Origin of the sequence: Advenella kashmirensis W13003, assembly GCF_000506985.1 — a bacterium.
GTDB lineage: Bacteria > Pseudomonadota > Gammaproteobacteria > Burkholderiales > Burkholderiaceae_B > Advenella > Advenella kashmirensis_A.
The window spans coordinates 2,233,388-2,248,544 of sequence record NZ_KI650979.1; the positions used below are offsets into that span (position 1 = coordinate 2,233,388).

Annotated in this window: 14 protein-coding genes; 9 read left to right on the top strand and 5 right to left on the bottom strand. The window is 58.9% G+C overall.

The annotated features are described in order from the left end of the window. Window positions 1–7 precede the first annotated feature (7 nt). Window positions 8–1,327, top strand: a complete 1,320-nt coding sequence (locus W822_RS34170) for a phenylacetate--CoA ligase family protein (protein ID WP_024005140.1) — start codon at window positions 8–10, stop codon at window positions 1,325–1,327. A 147-nt stretch (window positions 1,328–1,474) separates the two neighbouring features. On the opposite strand, the gene W822_RS34175 is transcribed toward W822_RS34170, so the two are convergent. Both W822_RS34175 and def read right to left on the bottom strand, forming a co-directional pair. Next, the gene (locus tag W822_RS34175) at window positions 1,475–2,188 is read right to left on the bottom strand and encodes a lipoate--protein ligase family protein (protein WP_051401664.1); all 714 of its coding nucleotides are present in this window, start codon (window positions 2,186–2,188) and stop codon (window positions 1,475–1,477) included. Window positions 2,189–2,272: 84 nt separating this feature from the next. Further along, window positions 2,273–2,785, bottom strand: a complete 513-nt coding sequence (gene def / locus W822_RS34180; RefSeq protein WP_024005142.1) for a peptide deformylase — start codon at window positions 2,783–2,785, stop codon at window positions 2,273–2,275. Window positions 2,786–2,955: 170 nt separating this feature from the next. Between def and dprA the strand changes: the two genes are divergently transcribed. From dprA to W822_RS34200, 4 genes are read left to right on the top strand one after another with little or no spacing between them, the layout of a single operon-like run. Continuing rightward, on the top strand, window positions 2,956–4,161 hold the full coding sequence (dprA, locus tag W822_RS34185; protein WP_024005143.1) for a DNA-processing protein DprA: 1,206 nt from the start codon (window positions 2,956–2,958) through the stop codon (window positions 4,159–4,161). Window positions 4,162–4,209: 48 nt separating this feature from the next. After that, the gene (locus W822_RS34190) at window positions 4,210–4,797 is read left to right on the top strand and encodes an NADPH-dependent FMN reductase (protein WP_024005144.1); all 588 of its coding nucleotides are present in this window, start codon (window positions 4,210–4,212) and stop codon (window positions 4,795–4,797) included. A gap of 28 nt (window positions 4,798–4,825) precedes the next feature. Next, window positions 4,826–5,737: a hydroxymethylglutaryl-CoA lyase gene (locus tag W822_RS34195; protein ID WP_024005145.1), complete on the top strand. Its 912-nt coding sequence runs from the start codon at window positions 4,826–4,828 to the stop codon at window positions 5,735–5,737. A gap of 6 nt (window positions 5,738–5,743) precedes the next feature. Continuing rightward, window positions 5,744–6,223 (top strand): membrane protein, encoded by a 480-nt coding sequence (locus tag W822_RS34200; RefSeq protein WP_024005146.1) that lies wholly within the window; start codon window positions 5,744–5,746, stop codon window positions 6,221–6,223. A 61-nt stretch (window positions 6,224–6,284) separates the two neighbouring features. Here the strand turns inward: W822_RS34200 and W822_RS34205 are convergent, their stop codons facing one another. Next, entirely contained in the window at window positions 6,285–7,259 is a 975-nt protein-coding gene (locus W822_RS34205) for a cation diffusion facilitator family transporter (protein WP_031242680.1), read from the bottom strand. A 77-nt stretch (window positions 7,260–7,336) separates the two neighbouring features. Between W822_RS34205 and fmt the strand changes: the two genes are divergently transcribed. Beyond that, window positions 7,337–8,299: a methionyl-tRNA formyltransferase gene (gene fmt, locus W822_RS34210; RefSeq protein WP_024005148.1), complete on the top strand. Its 963-nt coding sequence runs from the start codon at window positions 7,337–7,339 to the stop codon at window positions 8,297–8,299. 120 nt (window positions 8,300–8,419) lie between these two features. On the opposite strand, the gene W822_RS34215 is transcribed toward fmt, so the two are convergent. Beyond that, window positions 8,420–9,049 (bottom strand): HAD-IA family hydrolase, encoded by a 630-nt coding sequence (locus tag W822_RS34215; RefSeq protein WP_024005149.1) that lies wholly within the window; start codon window positions 9,047–9,049, stop codon window positions 8,420–8,422. Between the two features lie 16 nt (window positions 9,050–9,065). Continuing rightward, a complete protein-coding gene (gene rimO, locus W822_RS34220) occupies window positions 9,066–10,400 on the bottom strand; it encodes a 30S ribosomal protein S12 methylthiotransferase RimO (protein WP_024005150.1) in 1,335 nt (444 codons plus the stop codon). Window positions 10,401–10,772: 372 nt separating this feature from the next. Between rimO and rsmB the strand changes: the two genes are divergently transcribed. The 3 genes from rsmB (at window position 10,773) to W822_RS34235 (ending at window position 15,141) form a co-directional block, all read left to right on the top strand. Next, entirely contained in the window at window positions 10,773–12,143 is a 1,371-nt protein-coding gene (rsmB, locus tag W822_RS34225; RefSeq protein WP_031242681.1) for a 16S rRNA (cytosine(967)-C(5))-methyltransferase RsmB, read from the top strand. Between the two features lie 74 nt (window positions 12,144–12,217). Beyond that, on the top strand, window positions 12,218–12,862 hold the full coding sequence (locus W822_RS34230; protein WP_024005152.1) for a DUF4390 domain-containing protein: 645 nt from the start codon (window positions 12,218–12,220) through the stop codon (window positions 12,860–12,862). After that, window positions 12,862–15,141 (top strand): sensor histidine kinase, encoded by a 2,280-nt coding sequence (locus W822_RS34235; RefSeq protein WP_024005153.1) that lies wholly within the window; start codon window positions 12,862–12,864, stop codon window positions 15,139–15,141. Before W822_RS34230 ends, W822_RS34235 begins: the two co-directional genes overlap by 1 nt. The last annotated feature ends 16 nt before the right edge of the window (window positions 15,142–15,157 follow it).

The following is a 15,157-nucleotide window of genomic DNA, read 5'->3' on the forward strand; positions in this document are numbered from 1 at the left end:
GCAGAGCATGACAGAGTTTTTCGATGCGCTGGAAGTGCGCGACCAGGGCACGCGCGAAGCCGATTTGTTTGACCAGTTGCCATCTGCGCTGGCATCCGCACGTGCACGTGCGCCAGCTATTGCCGCCCAGTTGCAGGGAATCGACGTTGAGCAGATCACCAGCCGTCAGGCGCTGGCCGGCATTCCTGTGCTGCGCAAATCCGAATTGCTCCGCCGGCAGCTGGCGCAGCGCGAGCGCCAGAACGGCACGGCTGCACATCATGCCGATTCTGCCAGTCGCGAAACCACGTCGTCAGATCCGGTTGTGGAGCGGGTTTTCGGCGGCTTTTCGTCGATCGGCTGGGGCAAAGCCGCCCGCGTGTTCGCCTCGCCCGGTCCCATCTATGAGCCGGAAAGCAAGCGCGCCGATTACTGGCGGTTCGGCCGGGCACTGTACGCAGCCGGTTTTCGCCCCAATACGCTTTTGTACAACTGCTTTTCCTATCACTTCACACCCGCTGGTTCCATGTTTGAAACCGCCGGGCTGGCCATCGGCTGCACGGTCTTTCCAGGTGGCGTCGGCCAGACGGAAATGCAGGTGACCACTATCCGCGACCTGCAGCCCGAAGGCTATGCGGGTACGCCGAGTTTTCTGAAACTCATCCTGGAAAAGGCCGACGAAATGCAGATTGCCCTGCCGTCACTGCAGCGCGCGCTGTTTTCCGGCGAAGCCTTTCCGCCGTCATTGCAAACGTGGTTTTCACAAAGAGGCATTCATGGCTATCAGGCTTATGGCACTGCCGATCTGGGGCTGATTGCCTATGAGTCCGAAGCACGGGACGGCCTGATTATCGGCGAGGATATCGTTCTGGAAATCGTGCGACCCGGCACCAACGAACCGGTGCCCGACGGCGAAGTGGGAGAAATCGTGGTGACCACGCTTAACCCCGATTATCCGCTGCTGCGTTTTGGCACCGGCGATCTGTCGGCGATTATGCCGGGTCATTCTGCCTGCGGTCGCACCAATAAGCGTATTCGCGGCTGGATGGGGCGGGCCGACCAGACCACCAAGGTGCGGGGCATGTTTGTTCATCCCGAGCAGATTGCCAGCATTGTCGACCGTTTCGAGCAGGTGAAAAAAGCCCGGCTGGTTGTATCGGGTGAAACCGGGCGCGACGATATGACATTGCTGGTCGAGATCGACGGGGAGCCCGCGGCTGATCTGCAGGAAAAACTGGGTCTGGCCGTGCGGGAGGTGACCAAGCTGCGTGCCGATATCACACTCGTCCGGGTCGGGGAACTGGCCAATGACGGCAAGGTGATTGAAGACAGCCGATCGTATGCCTAGCCGGATTTTGGCAGGCAGGTTCTGGCGCGTAGATAGATTCTTACGTGTCGACAAATACTTGCCAGTAGATAACCGTTTAGGCGTAGGCAGTCTTTTGTGCTTGGGCGTAGAACGGCCTGTTGCGTTCAGCGACGGCAAGCGGCCCGTTCAGATTGGCGGGTTCTGTAATTGCTGCAGCAGCCTTTGCTCAAAGTCTGCCACGGGTGCACCCAGCAGTTCCATCACAGATGTGGTTTTCTCTGGCGCATAGCGCACTGTGCTGTGCAGGGCAGCTTCAAACTTGTTGGCCATGGCGGTCAGGGCTGCGCTGTCGCTATTGACCAGAATCACTGCATGGGACAGCAGTGAAAAGCTGGGCGTCGTTGCCGTCCGGTTGCGACGCCAGTACTGGGCGGTACCGGCGATTTTTTTTCCGTCAACAGCCAGATTGAAGCGGCCATCGCAAAAGGAGCCCTGCACGGGCTGATAGGTGGCGTGAATGCCGTAGTCGGCCAGGGCGCGGGCGATGAGCTCGCACAGCCCGATATACTGGCTTTCTGCATGTTCCAGGGGATAGTTTGCGGCAATGGGATAGGCTAGATGCAGATTGATGACGCCGGGCGCCTGGGGCACAACACCGCCGCCGGACAGACGGACATCGACCGGCAGGCCCGCTTCGGCCAGTTCCTGACAGGCTGCGTCAAAACGTATATTGCGCTGATAACTTCGGGGTACGCTAATGCCTATGGCCGCTTGGTGAATAATGGCAAAGCGTTGCTGTTGCTGATCGACCCGATCAAGCAGCCCTGTTTCACTGTCCCGCCGGCTGCGTTCGACACTGAACGCAGCATCAGCCTGCAGCAGAGAGAAGGGCTCGTTCATGGATGTCCTGTCGCATTGATCAAAGCGGCGCAGGTCGTGGCGCTTGCGTGAAACGATTCACTGTCATGATGACAGACGCATCGCTCAGGCTTCGGCTTTTTCCTTTGCCTGTTTCTTCAGTCGGGTCTTGATGCGGGATTGTTTGAGATTGGACAGATACTCCACAAACACCTTGCCCAGCAAGTGATCCAGTTCGTGCTGGACACACACCGCCAGCAGGCCGTCTGCGTCAAACTCATAGGTTTCGCCCTGTTCGTTGAGCGCCTTGACATGGATGCTGGCCGAGCGTTCTACCTTGTCGTAGACGCCGGGCACCGACAGGCAGCCTTCTTCATAGACCTGTTTTTCGTCGCTTTTCCAGGTAATTTCCGGATTGATGAGCACCAGCAGGTCATCACCTTCTTCGGACACATCAATAACCACCACACGTTCATGGACATTGACCTGGGTGGCGGCCAGCCCGACGCCAGGCGCGGCATACATGGTTTCAGCCATATCGCGAACGAGCTGGCGGATGCGGTCATCGACCTGGGCTACCGGTTTTGCAACCGTGTGCAGCCGCGGGTCGGGAAATTGAAGAATAGGTAAGAGTGCCATGGCAAATATTATAGTTGAAATCAGATCAACCTGGGGAGGCGCATGAATGCCACCGGCTCAAAGCAGCCTGCCAGCAGATTTGCGCAGGATGACGCAGAAAAATCATCATCGCGTCCCGGGTATCTTTCTATAATAGGGTGTTTTTCCTCAATTTCAAGCAGATCAACTCTATGGCCATGTCAGATGAAGAGCGGTACGCGTGGGTGCGCCTGACGCTGGAGCCCGGAATAGGGCCGGTGACCGCCCGTCATCTGCTGGTCGCTTTTGGGCTGCCGCAGGATATCTTCAGCGCTTCGGCGTCTTCGCTGATGAAAGTGGTGACCCAGAAACAGGCGCTGCAACTGGCGGGGCCCGTCGATCCTGCCATGCATGCCCTCATCGAACGCACTTTCGAATGGCTGGCACGTCCGGGCCATCATCTGGTGACGCTGGCTGATGATCACTACCCGGCGCTGCTGCTGGATACGGCCGATCCGCCCTCGCTGCTGTATGTGGACGGTGATCCGGGCATTCTGGCGCAGCCCAACATCGCCATGGTAGGGGCCCGCTCAGCGACCCCCGGCGGAACCGATAATGCCTTTGCCTTTGCCCGCCATCTGGCCGATGCCGGTTGGGGCATTGTGAGCGGGCTGGCGCAAGGCATTGATGCAGCCGCCCATGAAGGCGCGCTGGCCAGTTCGGCCGCCTTGCCCACGATCGCCGTCATGGGGACGGGAATCAATCGGGTTTATCCGGCGGCCAATAAGGCCCTGGCCATGCGGATCCGGGAGCGCGGGGCGCTGATCAGCGAATTGCCGCTGGATACGGCCGCAGTCGTGCACCAGTTTCCACGCCGCAACCGTATAGTTGCCGGGCTTTCGCGCGGCGTGCTGGTAGTTGAAGCCGCGCAACGCAGTGGTTCGCTGATTACCGCGCGTCTGGCTGGCGAGAATGGCCGCGAGGTGTTCGCCATTCCGGGGTCTATTCATTCCCCGTTGTCGCGCGGCTGTCATGCTCTGATCCGCCAGGGTGCCAAATTGGTGGAAACCGCAGACGATATTCTGGAAGAACTGTCCCGCAGCGGTTCGGCGCCTGTCGCGCCGACGCCGGTCGGCCGCAAGCGCGACACGTCACGCAATGTCGCCGCCGGTGATCCTCCCGCCCAGGCGCGCGTGGCGCGACCTCCCGTTGCCGCTGGCAATCTGATCGCCGATCCCGGGCAGCAGCGTCTGCTGGACACCATGGGGCATGATCCGGTATCCATGGAGTTACTGCTGGTCCGCCTGGGCATTTCCGTGGGTGAACTGGCGGGCCAGCTGACCGAACTGGAAATGCTCGGTAAAATCGTTCGCCTGCCCGACGGGCGTTATTTGCAACGGGTGAATCACTTACAATGACAGCGGCATACAAAGCCTTCCCACGTCCGAGTTCAATCAGGAGCAGCAATGAGCACGAAGTTCAACGTTTTGATTATTACCGGCAGTTTGCGTGAAAAATCCTACAATGCCGCCATTGGCCGTCAACTGGCCGAGCTGGCTCCCGATAACCTTGTATTCAGCCACGCCCCTTCTGTGGGAACGCTGCCTCACTACAACCAGGACGTGCAGGACGCAGGCTTTCCCAAGGAAGTCATGGCTTTTGCCGACGCCATCAGCGCGGCCGACGGCCTGATTTTCGTGACGCCTGAATATAACTACTCGGTGCCCGGTGTGCTTAAAAATGCGATCGACTGGGTCTCCCGGCTGCGTCCCGTGCCATTCGACAACAAAGTCGGGTCGATTATCTCGGCTTCGGGCGGCGCGATTGGCGGTGCCCGCATGCAATATCATTTGCGCCAGATTCTGGTGGCCATGAACATCCATCTGGTCAACCGGCCCGAGATCATGGTCGGAACCGTGCAGAACAAAACGGACGGCGAAGGCGGCAAAATTACCGATGAAACCACACTGACATTCATTGGCAATCATTTGAAGGAGCTGGCACGCCTGCTCCAATTGCATCACGATGACCAGAGTCAGAAAGCAGCATCATAAACAGAATCAGAATTGACCGGAGACAAGGATGGCCATTGCCAATAGCGTCAAAGTAGTAGAAGTCGGGCCGCGTGACGGTTTGCAGAACGAGAAGCAGTTTGTGCCGACCGATATCAAGATCGAACTGGTCAACCGGCTGTCTGCTGCCGGCTTTCAGAATGTGGAAGCGGCCTCTTTTGTCTCACCCAAATGGGTGCCGCAAATGGCCGATGGCGCCCAGGTCATGGCGGGCATCACGCGTCGCCCGGGCACAATCTATTCGGTGCTTACGCCCAATCTGAAAGGGTTCGAGGGCGCACTTGCAGCAGGGGCCGACGAAGTGGTCATCTTTGGCGCTGCCAGCGAATCGTTTTCACAAAAAAATATCAATTGCTCCATCGCCGAATCCATAGAGCGGTTCGAACCAGTGGCGGCCGCCGCAAAGCAGGCGGGGGTGCGCCTGCGCGGCAGTATCAGCTGTTCGCTTGGCTGTCCCTACGAGGGCGAGGTCGCGCCGGCAGCCGTGGCCGATGTGGTCCGGCGCATGCTGGCGCTGGGGTGCGACGAGATTGATATTGCCGACACTATCGGCGTGGGCACACCGCGCAAAGTCACCGCGGTCATGAAAGCGGTGGCGGACGTTGCCGATCCGGCCATGCTGTCTGCGCATTTTCACGATACCTATGGCATGGCCGTGGCCAATATCCTGGCCGCGCTCGAAGCAGGTATTGCCATTGTGCATTCCTCCACGGCGGGCCTGGGCGGCTGTCCGTACGCCAAGGGCGCGACAGGCAATGTCGCGACCGAAGACGTGCTGTACATGCTGCACGGTATGGATATCGACACCGGCATCGATCTTGATCAGGTTATCAGCACCGGACAATGGATCTCCGATTATCTGCAGCGCGCCAATTCCAGCCGGGCCGGCAAGGCGATCCTGACTAAACGAACGGCTGCCTGAGTATTTATGGCCATGAATTTCCTGCCCCTGTCCGACGCTGAACGCGAGCAGTTGCTCGCCGATATTCAGCCCTTGCCGATCACCGGCTTCGCCTGGCCTGCATGGGTCAAAGCCGTGGCATGGATCGTGCTGGCACTGATCGTGCTGCAGGCCTTCGTGGCGTTCAACCGGGCTGGCGTGCAGGTGCTTTATTCTGTCACGGGCCTGCTCCTGGTGATCGTTTTCGTGGCGCTGGCCATTACCACCCGCTATATGCAGACGTCGATCACAACCATCGATACGCTCGGCCTGCGGCAAAGCTGGATGACCCGGCGCGAAGTGGCCTGGGAAGACGTCACCTTTGCCAAATTCGTACCCATGCTCGCCTCCAAGCGACTGGTGGTTTTTACGAAAAGAGGCAAACCCGTCGTGTTCCAGGGCGGAACACGGGAGCTGCAAGTGGCGTTTGCGAAAATTTCGCTGGCGTTCAGGAATCGCAAGATCTAAGTAGCAGCGGGACCTGTCGAATGGTCCGCTTCTGCTTTTACACCGCGCCGGCGGACGGCCATCAGTCGCGATTGTGCCCCGAGACGTCCGAATCCGCCGACACCGGATCAAAGTGCGTCGTCACCTGCAAGATATCGTCAATTTTCATAATACGCGTGCAGGCCTTTTCTGAAATATCGTGGGCGGCCAGGATGGTCATGTCTGCAGGAAATTCCAGATGCACTTCGACTAGAATCATGTCGCCGCTCTTGCGGGTTTTCAGGTCGTGAAACCCTGAAAGCCCGGGGGTATCCTGCAACGCCTGGCGGATCTGCTGCACAATCTCCTCATCGACCGCATGATCGGCCAGGTCGCTAAGCGCTTTCAGGCTGAATGTGCCGCCCATGCGGGCAATCATGGCGCCGACCAGCAGTGCGGCCAGCGGGTCGGCCAGGGGAAAGCCGGCAATGTTGGCCAGAATGCCGATACTGACCACCAGCGACGAAGCCGCATCGGAACGGGCGTGCCAGGCATTGGCCACCAGCAGGGAAGAGCGCACTCGCTGCGCTTCGCGCAGCATATAGCGAAACAGTCCTTCCTTGGAAATCAGTACGGCGATGGCGACGACCAGCGCAACAACATGCACAGTGGGAATAGTGGCGGGCTGGGTGAGCCGCTCGCCTGCTGTCCAGATCATGGCCAGCCCTACGACCAGCATGATGACCCCGATTGCGAGCGAGGCAATCGTTTCAAAGCGGCGGTGACCGAAAGGATGCCCGGCATCCGCAGCCTTGGCGGCATGGCGGTTCGCGACCAGCACCACAAAATCGGACAAAATGTCGGACAGGGAATGAATGGCATCTGCAATTAATGCCTGGGAATGCGCGATCACGCCGACAATGATCTGGAAAATGACAAGTGTAATGTTGACGATGACGCTGATCCAGGTACTGCGTCTTGCCACCTGGGAGCGTTCGGCCTCGGCAACCGGCGCCATCGCCTGTCTGGAGGCAAGCGGGGGTGGAGTGGGCACACTGCGAGGATGTTGATGAGCCATGTCGGGTGGGCTGAAATTGGAAGGCGGTTAAGGTATGCTACTCAATTGTCCATCACTTTCCAAGTATCCAGATTATGCTGAATGTTGTTTTTGCGGGAACACCGGAATTTGCGCGCCAGGCGCTGGCTGCGATTTTGCAGGCCGGGTTTTCGGTTCCGCTGGTTATGACGCAGCCCGATCGGCCTGCCGGCCGGGGCATGAAGCTGACCCCCAGTCCGGTCAAGCAACATGCACTTGAGCATGATATTGCAGTGATCCAGCCACTCAGTCTGCGGCTGGATGGCAAATATCCGGAAGAGGCTGCCCGTGCCCGGGACACCTTGCAGGCGTTGCAGCCGGATGTCATGGTGGTGGCTGCGTATGGCCTGATCCTGCCGCAATGGGTGCTGGATCTGCCGCGTTATGGCTGTCTGAATATTCATGCCAGCCTGCTGCCACGCTGGCGGGGCGCCGCCCCGATTCAGCGCGCCATTGAGGCGGGAGATAAAGAAACAGGTATTGCCATCATGCAGATGGATGCGGGCCTGGATACCGGTCATGTGATCGCGAGCGAGTCGGTGTCCATTGGAGAGCAGAATGCGGCGCAACTGCACGATACGCTGGCTGACGTCGGCGCGCAGCAAATCGTTGCTGTGCTCCAGACGTTGGACAGGGAAGGCAAATTGGCTTCAACTGTGCAGCCAGAAGACGGCGTCACCTACGCGGCCAAGCTGGACAAGCGCGAAGCTGCGCTGGATCTGTCCCTGGAGGCCGTGACGCTGGCGCGCCGGATCCGCGCGTTCAATCCCGTGCCGGGTTCGACGCTCTCATTGCCGGGATTGAATGATCCGGTCAAGGTGTGGGATGCATGTGCGCTGGAGGGTGCCTACCCAGGCGATGCTGCTGCGGCAAAGCCAGGACAGGTGCTGGCAGCCACACCGCAAGGCGTTGATATTGCGACCGGAAAAGGCGTGCTCAGGTTGCTGCAGTTGCAGAAAGCGGGCGGCAAGCGTCAGCCGGTCGATATCTTCGTGACGGGCTGGAAACCGCCTCAGGGCTAGCTTGCAGTCCTGATCTCCGCATGCCAGGCACAATATCCGGAACACCTCCGGTGCGAACGTGTCGGATGATAGTGCGTGGGGGCGTATTCATCGGCTGAACATGCATCCGACCAGAACTCATCAGATCGGCAGCAGCTGTGCCCGAATATCGTCCGGTGTACGGAAAAGATAGTCGGGTTCCTTGACGGATAAGGCATCCGGGTGGTTGTAACCCCAGGCGACGCTGGCCGCATGGCAGCCCGATTCACGGGCCGCTTCGATATCACGGATTTCATCGCCGATCAGCAGACAGGCGTCAGGCGTGCAGCCTGTCTGGCGATACAGGGTTTTGAGCCGGGACGCCTTGCCGAACAGATCGCTGCCACACCGATATTGGTCAATCATAACGGCAGCCTGGCCCAGCGTGCGCCGCACATTGCTTTCGCTGTTGGAGCTGAGCACGGCAATCTGATAGCCCGCTTCTTTCAGGGCGGCCAGAACCTGTTCCATGCCGTCGAACAGCGGCACGTCGGGCGTGGCGTCCTGCATGCGCTGGCGAAATTCCATCAAAATGGCCGGCGCTTTCCAGAACGGGATATCCAGCGTACTCAGGATCTGCCGTACATCGCGATGCCGCAACAGATCCTTTTCGTCTTCGGCCGGATTGCGAAAGCCATATTTTTTGGCGACGCTGGCCAGCACGGTATCAAACCAGGGCAGGGTATTGGCCAGCGTGCCGTCAAAATCAAAAGCCAGCCATTGGTAGGGCAATCGGGTCATCGGAATATTACACTTGTGAAGCAGGCAGATGATCGGCCCACAGGTCGTATTCATTGCTGTCGGTCACAACGCAGCGTACGATCTGGCCCGGTTTCAGTTTTTCCTGGCTGCTGATAAAAACACAGCCGTCAATTTCCGGTGCATCGGCGTGCGAGCGGCCCACCGCGTCGCCGTCTTCATCGATTTCGTCGATCAGCACATCAATTTCCCTGCCCACTTTAAGCGCGAGCCTTTGGGTTGAAATCGCCTGCTGATGGGCCATAAAGCGCTCCCAACGCTCCTGTTTGACGTCGTCTGGCACATGTTCGCCCAGCGCGTTGGCAGGGGCGCCCTCTACCGGAGAGTACTGAAAACAGCCTACGCGGTCCAGCTGGGCCTCGGTCATCCAGTCCAGCAGATACTGGAAATCTTCTTCGGTCTCGCCGGGAAAGCCCACGATGAACGTTGATCGGATAGTCAGGTCCGGACAGGTTTCGCGCCATTTATGGATGCGCGCCAGCGTACGATCTTCAAAGGCAGGGCGCTTCATGGCCTTGAGCACTTTGGGGCTGGCATGCTGAAACGGAATATCCAGGTAAGGCAGGATCTTGCCTTCGGCCATCAGCGGGATGACTTCATCGACGCTGGGGTACGGATAGACATAGTGCAGGCGCACCCAGATACCCAGATCGGACAAGGCCTGGCACAGTTCGGTCATGCGCGTGCGCACGGGGCGACCATTCCAGAAGCCGCTGCGGTACTTGATATCTACACCGTAGGCACTGGTATCCTGGGAGATCACCAGCAGTTCCCTGACGCCGGCATTGGCCAGGCGTTGCGCTTCGTCCAGCACGTCGCCCACAGGACGGCTGACCAGGTCCCCTCGCATGGAGGGGATGATACAGAAGCTGCAGCGATGGTTGCAGCCTTCGGATATTTTCAGATAGGCGTAATGGCGGGGCGTCAGTTTGATGCCCTGCGGCGGTACCAGGTCTACATAGGGATTATGGTCGCGAGAGGGCGGTACGACGCCATGCACTGCCCGCACCACTTCTTCGTATTGCTGGGGACCCGTCACAGAGAGCACGCGTGGATGAACTTCGCGAATGACTTTTTCTTCTACGCCCATACAGCCGGTGACAATGACTTTGCCGTTGGCGGAAATGGCTTCGCCAATCGCGTCCAGCGATTCGGCCTTGGCGCTGTCAATAAAGCCACATGTGTTGACCACGACGACATCAGCTCCTTCGTAAGAGGGAGAAATGTCGTACCCTTCGGTACGCAATTGGGTCAGGATGCGTTCAGAGTCAACGAGTGCCTTCGGGCAGCCCAGACTGACAAAGCCAACGCGGGGAGCGGACATAGAAAAACCTTTAATGTTGTGACAGAGAATAAATACGAAAACGAGGCGATACAATGTGCCGAAGACGGTACGAGCGGATAAAATGGCCTGAAGAAATAAGGCCGCTTAAAGCACACGGTCACGCCGTTGTATATGCGATGCCTTCATTTGCACAGCCTGACCACAGGCGCCGACTGCGACCGTGCCGCTTTTTGTGCATCGGCTGCGTTGCTGCATTGTCGGGCTCGCGCCGGGGCAAATCTTTTGTTCGAGGTTCGGTCGCCTGCTTCCGGTTGTTCGCTATCATAATGAATAATCGGGAGATTTTACCATTTTCGTTGATTTAACGGTGTATATGCACATTCTATTATTTATCCTCCCGGGGGATGGCCAGTGAGCGATTCCCGCGCGGTTCCCGCCCCATCGTCAGCCGAGCGTGCTGCGCCCCCCTTGAATGTCCTTTTGCTGGCAACAGCACATGCCGTGCAGGCTGTGGCAGAGGGGTACTCTCTGACCGAGGTGCTCAATGCCGAACCGCTGCCAAGACGGGCGGCGGTGCAGTCTCTGTCGTTCTATGTGATGCGACGCCTGGCCCGCGGCCGGGCGCTGGCCGATCTGCTGCTTGAGCGTGGCGCCCCCAATCCCCTGATGGGCAGCCTGTTGCTCACCGTGTTGTGCCTGCTGTCGGTGGAGCCAGCCGAATCGGCTGATGGCCAGCGCCCGCCGCGTTATGAAGCACATACACTGGTCAGTCAGGCCGTGACGGCGGCGGGGCAGGATAAACAAACCGCAGCGTTCAAGGGACTGATTAATGCCTGCCTGCGGCGTTACCTGCGCGAGCGCGAGGCGTTGATGGCCCAGGCCTATCTGCGCAGCGACGTGCGCTGGGGATTTCCGAAGTGGTGGATTCGCCGGATACGCGAAGCCTACCCCTCGCAGTGGGAGTCGATACTGGCGAGTGCTGCCGCGCCCGGGCCGCTCACGCTCAGGATCAATACACGCAAGACTGACAGGGATACGGTCATGCAGGCGCTTCAGGCGCAGCACATCGGCGCCACCCCTATTGGTCAGCACGGTATTGTGCTCGACCAGGCCCAGCCTGTCGGGAAAATCCCGGGCTTTGAGCAAGGATGGTGGCTGGTGCAGGATGCCGGTGCGCAATGCGCTGCCGATCTGCTGCCGCTGACCGATGGCATGAGGGTGCTGGATGCCTGTGCCGCACCAGGTGGTAAAACGGCCGGGCTGCTGATGCAGGCAAAAGTACATCTGACGGCGCTGGATATTGATGAGGTCCGATTGTCTCGCGTGACCGAAAACCTGCTGCGCCTGGGTCTTGATCATGATGGCGTGATTCTGAAAACGGGTAATGCCGCCAGGTTGCCCTCGTGGTGGGATGGTCAGCCTTTTGATGCCATCCTGGCCGATGTTCCGTGCACGGCCTCGGGTATCGTGCGCCGTCATCCTGACATTAAATGGTTGCGGGAAGAACAGGATATTGCCGATACCGCCGCCTTGCAGCGCCGCATTGTGGCAGCGCTTTGGGAAACGCTTAAGCCGGGTGGTCTGTTCCTGTATGTGACGTGTTCCGTTTTTCCGCAAGAAGGCATCGAGCAGGAAGCGTGGATGCGCACAACTCTGCCGGGGGCGGTGTCGTTGCCGGCACCGGGGCAACTGTTGCCGGGGCAGGGCAGTGAGCACGATGGTTTTTTCTATGCGCTATTGCGTAAACAGGATGAGAAACAGACCCCGGATACGTCTGCCTGATGAGCTTGCCATTGGCTTAGGGTATCATAGGGGCACCTGCTCGCGATCATGCCAATTTCACTTACGTTTCCCGGATGAAAACCCAGCCCGTTTCCCCGCCGCTTGCATTTCTGTTCAGGCTTGCACTGATCGTGCTGCTGGGGCTGATCGCCCTGGGCGCCACCGGCTCAAGGGCACAGACCGAGGAGGCCGATCCGGTTCCGTCTGATGTGGCGCCGCAAGCGGTGATCAATCACGTTGAAATCGAACAGCAGGGCGACAGTTATGTCCTGAACGCCGACGTTGATCTGCCGCTGTCACATGAACTGCGGGTGGCTGCGCAGCATGGCGTGCCGCTTTACTTTACCGTTGAATTCAGACTGGTGCAGCCGCGCTGGTGGTGGTTTGACGAACCCGTGTATGACCAGGAGCAGACCTGGCGCGTGGCCTATAACGCGCTGGTGCGCCAGTGGCGCGTGACCTCGGGTGATTATTCCGTGCCGGAAATGTCGCTGGCCGACGCCTTGCAGAATATTACCCGCATCAGTAACTGGTCCGTCGGCCCCTTTACCGGCGTGGATCCGAATAAACACTATGAAGCGCAGTTTCGCATGAAACTGGACACCTCTCTTTTACCGCGCCCCTTTCGAATGGATGCCCTGGGCGGTCGTGCCTGGGCCTTATCGACACCATGGAAAAATTTCGCATTTCAACTCTCGGCAGCCGAGCCCAAACCCTGATCCGCTGGGTGGTTCGGCTGGTGTTCGCCGCGGCCGTTCTGGCCGCGCTGGTGCTGATGGGGCTGCTGGTGCGCTCCACCGGCAATTCGTCACGCATGGCGCAGCAGTTCGATTTACTGCTGCTGCTCAACGGTGTGCTGGCCCTCGCGCTGTTCCTCTGGGTCTCGATGCTGACCATCCGCCTGATCCGGCAATTGCGCTCCCGGCAATTCGGTGCGCGCCTGACCTCGCGCTTTGCGCTGGCCTTCGCCGTCATGGCCATTATTCCGGGGGTGGTGATCTATCTGCTGTCGGTTCAGTTCATGTCGCGCTCGGTCGAATCATGGTTCAACGTGCGGGTGGACAGCGCGCTGCAGTCGGGCCTGACGCTGGGCCAGGCCTCGCTGGACAGCCAGGTGGCTGATCTGCTCTCACGCGCCAAGCTCATGGCCGACGATTTGTCTGTGATTCCGGATCAGGAGCTCTCGCTTGCCCTGACCCGCCTGCGTGAAAACACCACGGTAGGCGATGCGCTGGTCTTTACCGTGTCAGGCAGCCGGGCGGTGGCGTTTTCCAGCTCGACCTTTGGCAGCCTGTTGCCGCAAATGCCGCCGGCCTCGGTGCTCAATCAGTTGCGACTGTCCCGCTCCTACGCCAGGACCGAAGCCGTAGAGGGATCGGATTTCGAGAACCCCCAATTGCGCATCCGGGTGATCGTGCCTGTGTTTTCCAGCTCCATCAAACTGGATGCGCCGCTCGGTACTTCGCCCGAACCGTATCTGCTGCAATTGACCCGTCTGGTGCCGGAAAATATCGGCAGCAATCTGAACGAAGTGCAGAAGGGATTTCGTGACTACCAGGAACTGGCGCTGTCGCGCCAGGGCATTCAAAAACTCTATGGCATCACGCTGACGCTGGCGCTGCTGGTGACGCTGTTTGCATCCATTGCCGTGGCCCTGGCCATTGCACGACGCCTGGTCAAACCGCTGTTGAGCCTGGCTTCGGGTACGCAGGCTGTCGCGGTGGGCGACTATCGCCCGTTGCCCGAGCCGTCGTCCATGGATGAGGTGGGGTTGCTGACCCGCTCGTTCAACGCCATGACGCGACAACTGGACGAAGCGCGCCGGCAGGTGGAAAGCAATCGTATTCAGCTGGAGCGCTCCAATGCTTATCTTGAAAGCGTGATGGCCGGCTTGTCCTCCGGGGTGATTGTGTTCGACGAACGCTTCAATGTGACGACGGTCAACAAGGGTGCCCAGTCCATTCTGGGGGTGGATCTGCGTTCCGTACCGGGACGGCCGCTGGAGGTTGTCGATGCATTGATTGAATTTACCCGCCAGATCCGCAAGGCCTTTTCGGATCACGCCGCCGTCGGATCGGAACGCCATTACTGGCAGGAACAGATCACTCTGTCGACCAGCAGCGAAAGCGCAGAGACCGATGATGTGACACTGCTCATGCGCGGCACCCGCTTGCGGATTGATGGCAGGCCTACCGGTTATGTGGTGGTGTTCGACGATATTTCCGAAGTGATTTCGGCGAACCGGGCGCGCGCCTGGGGCGAAGTGGCCCGGCGGCTGGCACACGAAATAAAAAATCCGCTCACACCCATTCAGCTGTCGGCTGAACGGCTGGCCATGAAGCTCGAAGGTCAGCTGGATGAGCGTAATGCCGGTATTCTGACCCGCCTGACCAACACGATCATCAACCAGGTGTCGTCGCTGAAAAAAATGGTGGATGATTTCCGTGAGTATGCAAGAACGCCGCCGGCGCAAATGCAGCACGTGGACATCAACGCGCTGATTTCCGACCTGGCGACGCTGTACGGCTGGGATCCCGAGGGCAATACCCATCAGGATGAGCCTCTGTATCGCCATATCCGGCTTGATCTGACTCCGGGTCTGCCCCTGGCCGAAGCCGATCCGACACAATTGCGGCAGGTGCTGAACAATCTGATGTCCAATTCGCGTGATGCGATGGCGGACATGATATTGGAGGGCGATGAGCCCGGCATTACGATCCGGACGACGCTTACGCGTCCTGAAAAGGATCAAAGTACAGATGGACAGGCAATTCGTATTACACTTGAGGACAGGGGTTGCGGATTTTCTGCCAAAGTATTGCAAACGGCATTTGAACCTTACGTCACGACAAAGGCGCATGGGACAGGGCTGGGTTTGCCGATTGTGCGTAAAATCATTGAAGAGCATGGGGGCCGGATTGATATTGCCAATCGCAAGGACGGCGGGGCGCGTGTATCAATATTACTCACGCGACTGACTCCGAAAACAGGCAATTAAGACAATCCCGTGGTTA

What these genes read in the sequence shown, in the direction of transcription:
- W822_RS34170 (WP_024005140.1), top strand. Translation starts at nt 8, where the DNA reads ATGACAGAGTTTTTCGATGCGCTGGAAGTGCGCGACCAGGGCACGCGC.
- W822_RS34175 (WP_051401664.1), bottom strand. Translation starts at nt 2,188, where the DNA reads ATGAACGAGCCCTTCTCTCTGCTGCAGGCTGATGCTGCGTTCAGTGTC.
- def (WP_024005142.1), bottom strand. Translation starts at nt 2,785, where the DNA reads ATGGCACTCTTACCTATTCTTCAATTTCCCGACCCGCGGCTGCACACG.
- dprA (WP_024005143.1), top strand. Translation starts at nt 2,956, where the DNA reads ATGGCCATGTCAGATGAAGAGCGGTACGCGTGGGTGCGCCTGACGCTG.
- W822_RS34190 (WP_024005144.1), top strand. Translation starts at nt 4,210, where the DNA reads ATGAGCACGAAGTTCAACGTTTTGATTATTACCGGCAGTTTGCGTGAA.
- W822_RS34195 (WP_024005145.1), top strand. Translation starts at nt 4,826, where the DNA reads ATGGCCATTGCCAATAGCGTCAAAGTAGTAGAAGTCGGGCCGCGTGAC.
- W822_RS34200 (WP_024005146.1), top strand. Translation starts at nt 5,744, where the DNA reads ATGGCCATGAATTTCCTGCCCCTGTCCGACGCTGAACGCGAGCAGTTG.
- W822_RS34205 (WP_031242680.1), bottom strand. Translation starts at nt 7,259, where the DNA reads ATGGCTCATCAACATCCTCGCAGTGTGCCCACTCCACCCCCGCTTGCC.
- rimO (WP_024005150.1), bottom strand. Translation starts at nt 10,400, where the DNA reads ATGTCCGCTCCCCGCGTTGGCTTTGTCAGTCTGGGCTGCCCGAAGGCA.
- W822_RS34230 (WP_024005152.1), top strand. Translation starts at nt 12,218, where the DNA reads ATGAAAACCCAGCCCGTTTCCCCGCCGCTTGCATTTCTGTTCAGGCTT.